General features: G+C 72.0%; 9 protein-coding genes. All 9 read right to left on the reverse strand.

The window, feature by feature from the left end:
• A partial coding sequence (locus AB3X43_RS12550; protein WP_369430192.1) for a secretin N-terminal domain-containing protein occupies positions 1-1,237 on the reverse strand: 1,237 nt, incomplete at its 3' end.
• Between the two features lie 2 nt (positions 1,238-1,239).
• Positions 1,240-2,148 (reverse strand): type II secretion system protein N, encoded by a 909-nt coding sequence (gene gspN, locus AB3X43_RS12555; protein WP_369430193.1) that lies wholly within the window; start codon positions 2,146-2,148, stop codon positions 1,240-1,242.
• Positions 2,149-2,166: 18 nt separating this feature from the next.
• Positions 2,167-2,691 (reverse strand): type II secretion system protein GspM, encoded by a 525-nt coding sequence (gene gspM, locus AB3X43_RS12560; RefSeq protein WP_369430194.1) that lies wholly within the window; start codon positions 2,689-2,691, stop codon positions 2,167-2,169.
• Positions 2,688-3,932, reverse strand: coding sequence for a type II secretion system protein GspL (gspL, locus tag AB3X43_RS12565; protein WP_369430195.1), 1,245 nt, complete (start codon positions 3,930-3,932; stop codon positions 2,688-2,690). The genes gspM and gspL overlap by 4 nt, the downstream gene beginning before the upstream one ends.
• 82 nt (positions 3,933-4,014) lie before the next feature.
• Positions 4,015-5,019, reverse strand: coding sequence for a type II secretion system minor pseudopilin GspK (gene gspK / locus AB3X43_RS12570; protein ID WP_369430196.1), 1,005 nt, complete (start codon positions 5,017-5,019; stop codon positions 4,015-4,017).
• Entirely contained in the window at positions 5,016-5,756 is a 741-nt protein-coding gene (locus tag AB3X43_RS12575; RefSeq protein ID WP_369430197.1) for a PulJ/GspJ family protein, read from the reverse strand. Before AB3X43_RS12575 ends, gspK begins: the two co-directional genes overlap by 4 nt.
• Positions 5,757-5,769: 13 nt before the next feature.
• Positions 5,770-6,147, reverse strand: coding sequence for a type II secretion system minor pseudopilin GspI (gene gspI / locus AB3X43_RS12580; protein WP_369430198.1), 378 nt, complete (start codon positions 6,145-6,147; stop codon positions 5,770-5,772).
• A complete protein-coding gene (locus AB3X43_RS12585) occupies positions 6,128-6,616 on the reverse strand; it encodes a pilus assembly FimT family protein (protein WP_369430199.1) in 489 nt (162 codons plus the stop codon). Before AB3X43_RS12585 ends, gspI begins: the two co-directional genes overlap by 20 nt.
• A 4-nt stretch (positions 6,617-6,620) precedes the next feature.
• Positions 6,621-7,049 carry a type II secretion system major pseudopilin GspG gene (gspG, locus tag AB3X43_RS12590; RefSeq protein WP_369430200.1) on the reverse strand — a complete coding sequence of 143 codons (429 nt, stop codon included), beginning with the start codon at positions 7,047-7,049 and terminating at the stop codon, positions 6,621-6,623.
• Positions 7,050-7,193: the final 144 nt, after the last annotated feature.

A 7,193-nucleotide genomic window follows, 5' to 3' on the forward strand; every position in this document is an offset into this window, starting at 1 on the left:
AGACCTGCGCGCGGCGGGCATCGAGCTGGTCGATGACGGCGCGCAGCTGGCGGTAGACCGGCTCGGGCGCGGTGATGATCAGCGAGTTGGTGGACGGATCGGCCTGCACGAAGCCGCCCGTGGAGGGACTGGCCGAGGCGCTCACCGGGCTGGTCGACTGCGTCGAGGCCCCCGTACCGGTCTGGCCGCCGATGGCCGCGGCCATGCCGCCCGCGTTGGTGCCGGTCGAGCCCAGTCCCGTGCTGCCGGTGGTGCCCGCGCTGCCGCCCGATGCCCCGCTGCCGCCACTGCCGCCGCCATAGGCGGCGCGCAGCACCGTGGCCAGCCGGGTCGCGTCGGCGTTCTTCAGGTACACGACGTAGATGTTGCCGGCGGCAGTGCCGGGCGGACCAGGCCGGTCGAGCTTGTCGATCACGCCGCGGATGACGGCCAGCCGCGCCGCGTTTGGGGCCCGCACCAGCAGCGAGTTGGTGCGGGGGTCGGCCATGATCGAGACGCCGCCGGCCATCGCCGCCGGTGCGCCGGGCGTGCCACCGGCCGAAGAATCGGCGAAGCGCTGCACCATCGGCGCGAGGTCCGAAGCCGAGCCGTTCTTGACTGGAATCACCTCGACATCGGTCGCCGCGGGCGTGTCCAGCGCCGCGATGATGCGGGCCAGGCGCTGCAGGTTGTCGGCGTAGTCGGTGATGACCAGCGTGTTGTTGCCGGGGTTGGCGTTGATGGTGTTGTTGGGCGTGATCAGCGGGCGCAGCACGGTCACGAGGTTGTTGACGTTCTCGTGCTTGAGCGGGAACACCTGCGTGAGGATCTGGTCGCCGGAGCGCATGACGTTGCCGACCGAGACGGTGCCGGTCTGCAGCTTGGCCTCGGCCTCGGGCACGACCTTGAGCAGCCCCGCCACGTCCACCACCGTGAAGCCCAGCCCGCGCAGCACCGAGAGGTAGTTCAGGAAGGCCTCGCGTTCGGTCAGCGGCTGCTCGCTGTAGAGCGTCATCTGGCCGCGCACGCGTGGGTCGACCAGGATCTGGCGCTTGACGATGGCGGCCATCGCGCGCGACACCGCCTCGATGTCGGCGTTGACGAAGTTCACCGTCACCTTGGCCGCGGCCTGGGCGTTGCGGCGCGATGGCTGCGTCTGCTGCGCCTGCAGCGGCGCGAGGTGGCCGAGGGCCAGGGTGCCGGCCAGCGCCGCGGCGAGCACGCGGCGCGGGGCGGAGGGACGTGGGCACAGCGTCATGGTCATCCGATCGTGAGCAGGGAGCGCGCGCCTTGGCGCCGTCCGATGATGTTGAGCAGGTTGTTCAGGGCCGGGCGGTCGGCGTCGGTGGCGGTGGCTTCACCGCGCAGGCGCAGTCCGCCCTGGCTCCAGCTGCCCGAGCCACTGAGCCGCAGGGCGCCGTCGAGGGTGTCCAGCGTCACCATGGCGGTGCCGGCCTGGGCCGGGTCGCCGCTGAGCGTGACCCGGTAGCTGCCGAGGCGCGGCAGCGTCGACAGGCGGGAGGAGAAATCGCGCAGCTCCAGCCCTGCGCTGCCGGTCATCGCGAAGCGGCCCTGGGCCCAGCTCAGCGACAGCGCCTGCGTGGTCAGCCGCAGCGCGCCACCGGGGCGCAGGGTGTTCCACGGCGTGCCCAGACCGACCAGCCAGGCTGCAGGCCACTGGCCGACCCAGTCGCCCTGGTCGGCCCGGCCCGGCTGCAGGGCCACCTGCACCTGCCCGACGCCGGGGCGCACCAGCAGCAGCTGTTCGCCGTTGAGGCAGCAGTCGTGCTGCAGCGCCAGACGCAGGGCGGTGCCGGCCGGGCGCAATGTCCAGCGGATGCGGCCGGGCAGGGCACGCGCGTCCCGGCTGCCGGCGCCGGCACCGAGGATCAGCACCGCATCGCCGGCCCAGACCGTGCCCTGCGCGTTGGCCAGCAGCACGCGCTGCTGCGTGGCACGGGCGACCGCCTGGGCCAGCCAGTGCGCCGGCGCGAACGCGATCAGTGCGCCGACCGCGCCGATGACGGCACCGGCCACAGCCCAGCGCCGGCTGGCCCGCGCCTGCGCGACCCAGCCGTGGCCAGGTGCCTTGCGTGTGGCCGTGCCGAAGATCGACGGGTGTGCCGATGGCTGGTAGGTGGGGCGCCAGGGGCTGCCGTGGAGGGCCATGTGCGGGCTCGGATCCTGTCAGCGCGGTGCCGTTGCGGGTGTGGGCAGCGTCAGCACGACACTGCCGCTGTAGCCATTGCCGGTGCGGCCAAGCTGTGTCTCGACGACGCGCACACGGGCCGCGGCGCGGACTTCGGCGAGCCAGCCCATCATCGCAGCCGGCTCGACGCTGGTGAAGGCCACGCTCAGGCGCTCGCCGCTGCGCTGCAGGCGGGCCGCGGCGCCGAGGCGCTCGGTGGCCGATTGCAGGGCCGCATCAGCCTGCACCGCATCGACGGGTGGCAGCGCACGCAGCTCGCCCGCCTCGGCCGCCAGGCGCTGCATCTGGGCCAGCTGGGCGTCGAGCGCGGCCTGCTGGGCGGGCGCGGTGCGCAGCGTCTTGAGCGCCGGCTGCACGCCGATGGTCCAGAGCAGGAACACCAGCAGCAGCACGCCGCCCAGCGTGGCGCCGAGCCGCTCGCGCGGTGCCAGCGACTGCCAGCGCTGCTGCAGCGGGGCGAGTTGCTGGCGCAGTGCGTCGGATCGCAGCAGGATGGAGGTCATCGGATGGCTCCCGGCGTGGTCGGGCGGCTCAGGGTGATCTGGTTGTCGGTGTGCTCGATCAGCCAGCCCGCAGGCTCCAGCGTGGCCTTCATGCGGCTGACCTCGGTCGCTCCGAGGCCGGGCGCACCCAGCGACAGGCGGCCGTTCTCGTAGTGGATGACCTGCGGCGGTCGGCCCTCCGGCCAGACACTGGCGGCGGCCTGCAGCAGCGGCTCCAGGTCGGTGTCGCCGGGCCGGCCGGCGCTGGCACGCAACTGCTCGTTCTCGCGGGCCATCTGCAGCGGGGCATCCAGCACGGCGCGCACCTGCGGGTGGGTCGTGCGCAGCAGGTTGGTGACCGCGGTGCGGCGCACCTGCAGCTCGTTGCGCTGCATCCAGGCCCAGGCGTTCAGGCCAGCCAGATTCGCCAGCAGCAGCCCGATCAGCCCGAGGCGCACCGGCCGCCAGCCCGGCGTGAGGAACTGCTTGCCCGCATCGCGCAGCAGCGCCAGGCCGCGGTGGCGCGCGGCCAGCTCGAACTGGCGCAGGTTCCAGCCGCTCTGCGCCGAGGCCAGCAGGCGCGCGCCCATGCCGAGCACCTGCACCGGCTGTCCCAGCCAGCGTTCGGCCGGTGCAGCGGCAGCGGGGTCGGCCGTCCACAGCGTGTTGTCGGCCAGTGGCTCGGGCAGCAGGCCGCGCGACAGGCTGCCCTGCAGCGGCCAGGTGCTCACGCCCTGCGCATCGGCCCAGGTCAGCAGCGTCTTCGGCTTGTCGTCGTCGTATGGCACGTGGAAATGGCCATGGGCCTGCGCATCGGGCCACAGCCCCGGCACGACCCGGTCCACGACGACCCCGGCGGTCTCCAGCGCGGCCAGCTCTGCCGTCAGCCACCCGCGGTCGATGGCGGCGACCCAGGCTTCGTCGCCGGGCCGGGCGTCCGGTGCCAGGCCCAGGTGCAGCTGGTCCACCTCGTCGAGCACCTGCTCTTCCAGGATCCCTGCCAGCGCCGCACGCAGGCGGGCCGCGGGTGCCTTCGGGCAGGTCAGCCTGTGGAACGCGACATCGGCCGGTGCCAGCACGGCGACCACCGCGGTGGCCTTGGGCAGCAGCGACGCGGCGCACTGGCCTTCCGACTGGATCGACTGCCCGTCCGGGCTGAGCACGAAGCCCAGCTCGGCCCGGACACCCGCGCCTGGCGCAGACGCACGGCTCTGCGGATGCAGCCGGGTGCGGGTGGGCAATTGGATGACGAGCAGGCTCATGGGTGGGGTGGACGTGTTCGGCGGATTGTAGGTGCGGGTCCGCCGATCGACCGTGCAGCACGGCCGAACCTGGTGACAGTGTTCATTGCTGCAGCGAACTTTCCAGTTCGGTCAGGTCGCGCAGGCGCTGCGTGGACAGCGTGCGCACGTCGCGCCCGTTGCGCTCCAGCAGCGAGCGCTGGGCGACGGTCACCTGGTCCAGCCGCAGCGCGCCGTAGACGATGAAGTAGTTCGAGTTGACGCTGACGCGCCGCGCGTCGGTCAGGGCCCGCTCGCCCAGCACGGTCTTGGCATCGGCGGGGCTTTTCAGCGGATCCCGCAGCCGTGCCTGCACCAGGCGCTCGGCGGTCGCCAGATCGATGCCCGGCAGGACCGCGGCGATGACCTCCTTGGCCGCTGTGTTGAGGTTGACCGGCGTCTCGCGCGGCAGTAGCACGACATAGGGCTTGAGGCGCCGCACCGTGGCGGCATCCAGCCCGAGCCAACCGAGATCCTCGACGGAGGCGGGCATCAGCGGCAGGGTGTCCGTGGTGGTGCCGGCGTCGGACGGCGCCTCGGTGGCGCTGCCCGGTGTGGCGCGGCGCAGCGCCTCGGCCAGCCGCGGCGCGACGTCGCCGTTCAGGCCCAGGAAGCCGCACAGGCGTTCCAGCGTCTGCAGCTCGGGGCGGCTGACCTTGCCCTGCTGGACGAGGTTGCGCAGGTTGTAGCGCGACTGGGCGTCCACGATGCGGCCGGACAGGAAGGCGTCGGGTGCCTCCTCGGCCATCGAGCGGTCGGCCGCCAGGAAGGTGGACAGCCGGGCTTCGGCCAGCGGCGCGGCCCAGGGCTCGCCGAGGTGGTCGACGCCGCCTTCGCGGGCGTCTTCGCGCAGGATCATGCGTGTCCAGTCCAGCGCGCCCTGCAGCACCCACTCCGACTGGGTCTGCGCGCGTTCGGCCGCCTCGACCTGCAGCGCACGCCACTGCTGCCAGACCATGCCCGAGGCGAGCGTCGCCACGACCGTGACGATGATCATCGCGGTCAGCAGCGCGGCACCACGCTGGCGTGCCGGTGGGGAGCAGGGGCGCGTCATGGGCGTCGTGGTCATGGGTGGATGAGCCGCACTTCGCGGGTCAGCGTGCCGTCGGCCGCGCCATCCGGTGCAAAGCGGACCACCATCCGCAGCCCGTCGGGCAGTGCATCGTGGTTGACCGCCACCGGCGGGGCGATGCTGACCACGCCGTTGCCGCTCATGGTGCCGGCGCCGGATGCAGGCGCATCCGGCGCCGGCGGCGGTGGATCGATCGGGATCGGCGGCGCCGTCTGGGCGACATCCCCGCTCGACTGCGCGTTGCTCCAGCCGTTGCTGCTGGTCAGGAAGACGAAGAGCTGCCACTGCGCGACGTGTTCCAGCATCGGCAGCGTGCCCGGCTCGTTGCCGAGCAGCTGGTAGCTGCGCATCCAGCCGTCCTGCAAGGTGTCCAGCGCGGTCGAGGTCGGCGCGCTCCAGCGGTAGAGGTTGCCGCCGCGCAGCGTCCAGGCGACCACCTGCACGCCCTCGGGCTGGCGGCGCGTCAGGCGCAGCGTGGCGCCGTCGAAGTTCAGCCCTGGCACGACCTGGGTGTCGATCACCTCGTGCACGTCGGCTTCCCATTGCGCGAGCACCGTCTGCAGACGCAGCAGCCGGTCCATGCGCACCTGGGTCGATTCACGACTGCGGGCGATGGCATCCACGCCCTGCCACGCCATCGCCGACATCAGCGCCAGGATGAACAGCGCCACCATCACCTCGATGAGCGTGAAGCCGGCGGGGCGGGGCGGGCGGAAGGAACGGGTCGGGCGCATCGATCCAGGGGCCTCAGAGACGGGACATCACGGTGGTGTAGAGCAGCAGGTGCTGCCCCTCGGGATCGAGCATGTGCACGTCGATGCGGCGGAACAGCGGGTTGGGCGTCGGGCGCACCGAGACGCGCCCCTGGTAGGTCTGCCCGACCTGCTCGCAGCTGAACTCGCTGTCGCCGACCGGGGGCAGCTGCCGCTCCAGGCGCAGCCGGGTGAGGTAGTTGTCGGCACACCACTGGCCGGCCAGCGTGTCGGCCAGGCGCTGGGTGTTGCCGGTGAGCGCGCCGGCGGCCTTGATGCCGGCGGCCAGCGTGATGGCGACGATCGCCAGCGCCACCAGCACCTCGATCAGCGTCAGCCCCCGCTGGCTGCGGTCACTGCGGTGGGGGTTCATCGGCGATCACGGCAAAGGCACCCAGGCCATCGGTGGACAGGCTCAGGCGCTTGTCGTCGAGCTGCAGGGTCAGCTTCTGCGGCGGGATCACGGGCTCGGGGCCGAGCAGCAGACCGGATTGACCCGGTGGCAGCACCATGCCGATCTTGCCCGCCAGGTCCGCATCGGACCAGCGTTCGGGCAGGCCGCTGTTCTCCGGCAGTCCCGTGAAGTGGAAATCCGGGCCGGGCTGGTCTGGGCTGTCGCTGGCGCTCTGGCGGGGCCGGCCGGGCACCCACCGCACCGGAGCGCCCAGCGAGCGGGCCTGCACCCGCGCGGTTTCGAGGATCGCCACCAGCCGGGTCGCCTCGCGTTCCAGCCGGGTGCTGGACGGGTCCGGCAGCGCCATGGTCACGATCGAGCTGGCCAGCGCGATGATCGCCACCACCACCAGCAGCTCCAGCAGGGTGAATCCGCGGGCACGGGTCACGGCATCACTGCCAGGAACCGATGTCCGCATCCTTGCCTTCGCCGCCAGCCTGTCCGTCCGCGCCGTAGCTGAACACGTCGATCGGACCCTTCACGCCCGGGTTGGCGTACTGGTAGGCGCGGCCCCAGGGGTCGTTGGGCAGCTTGTCGAGGCAGGGCTTCCAGTTCGGCGGGATCGGGCCGGTGGTCGGCTTGGTCACCAGCGCCTGCAGGCCCTGCTCGCTGGTTGGGTAGCGCTGGTTGTCGAGTCGGTAGCGCTTGAGGGCTTCCATCAGGCTGTTGACGTCGGTGCGGGCTGCGGTGACCTTGGCCTCGTCCACGCGGTCGAGCACGCTCGGCACGATCAGGGACGCCAGCACGCCGATGATCACCAGCACCACCATCAGCTCGATGAGGGTGAAGCCGCGCTGGGCGGCGTGTCGCAAGGATTTCATGAATGTGGGATCCGAAGTGCACTGAGAGCAGCGGGGCCGTCGATCATAATCCGCCCCCATGGCAGCACGTTGGACAGCATGGTTGGTGTGGGCCGCTCTTGCGGGAAGCCTTGTATTCTGGGGCTTGCGCCTGTTCGCGCGTCC

The organism is Sphaerotilus sp. (assembly GCF_041083715.1).
GTDB lineage: Bacteria > Pseudomonadota > Gammaproteobacteria > Burkholderiales > Burkholderiaceae_C > Sphaerotilus.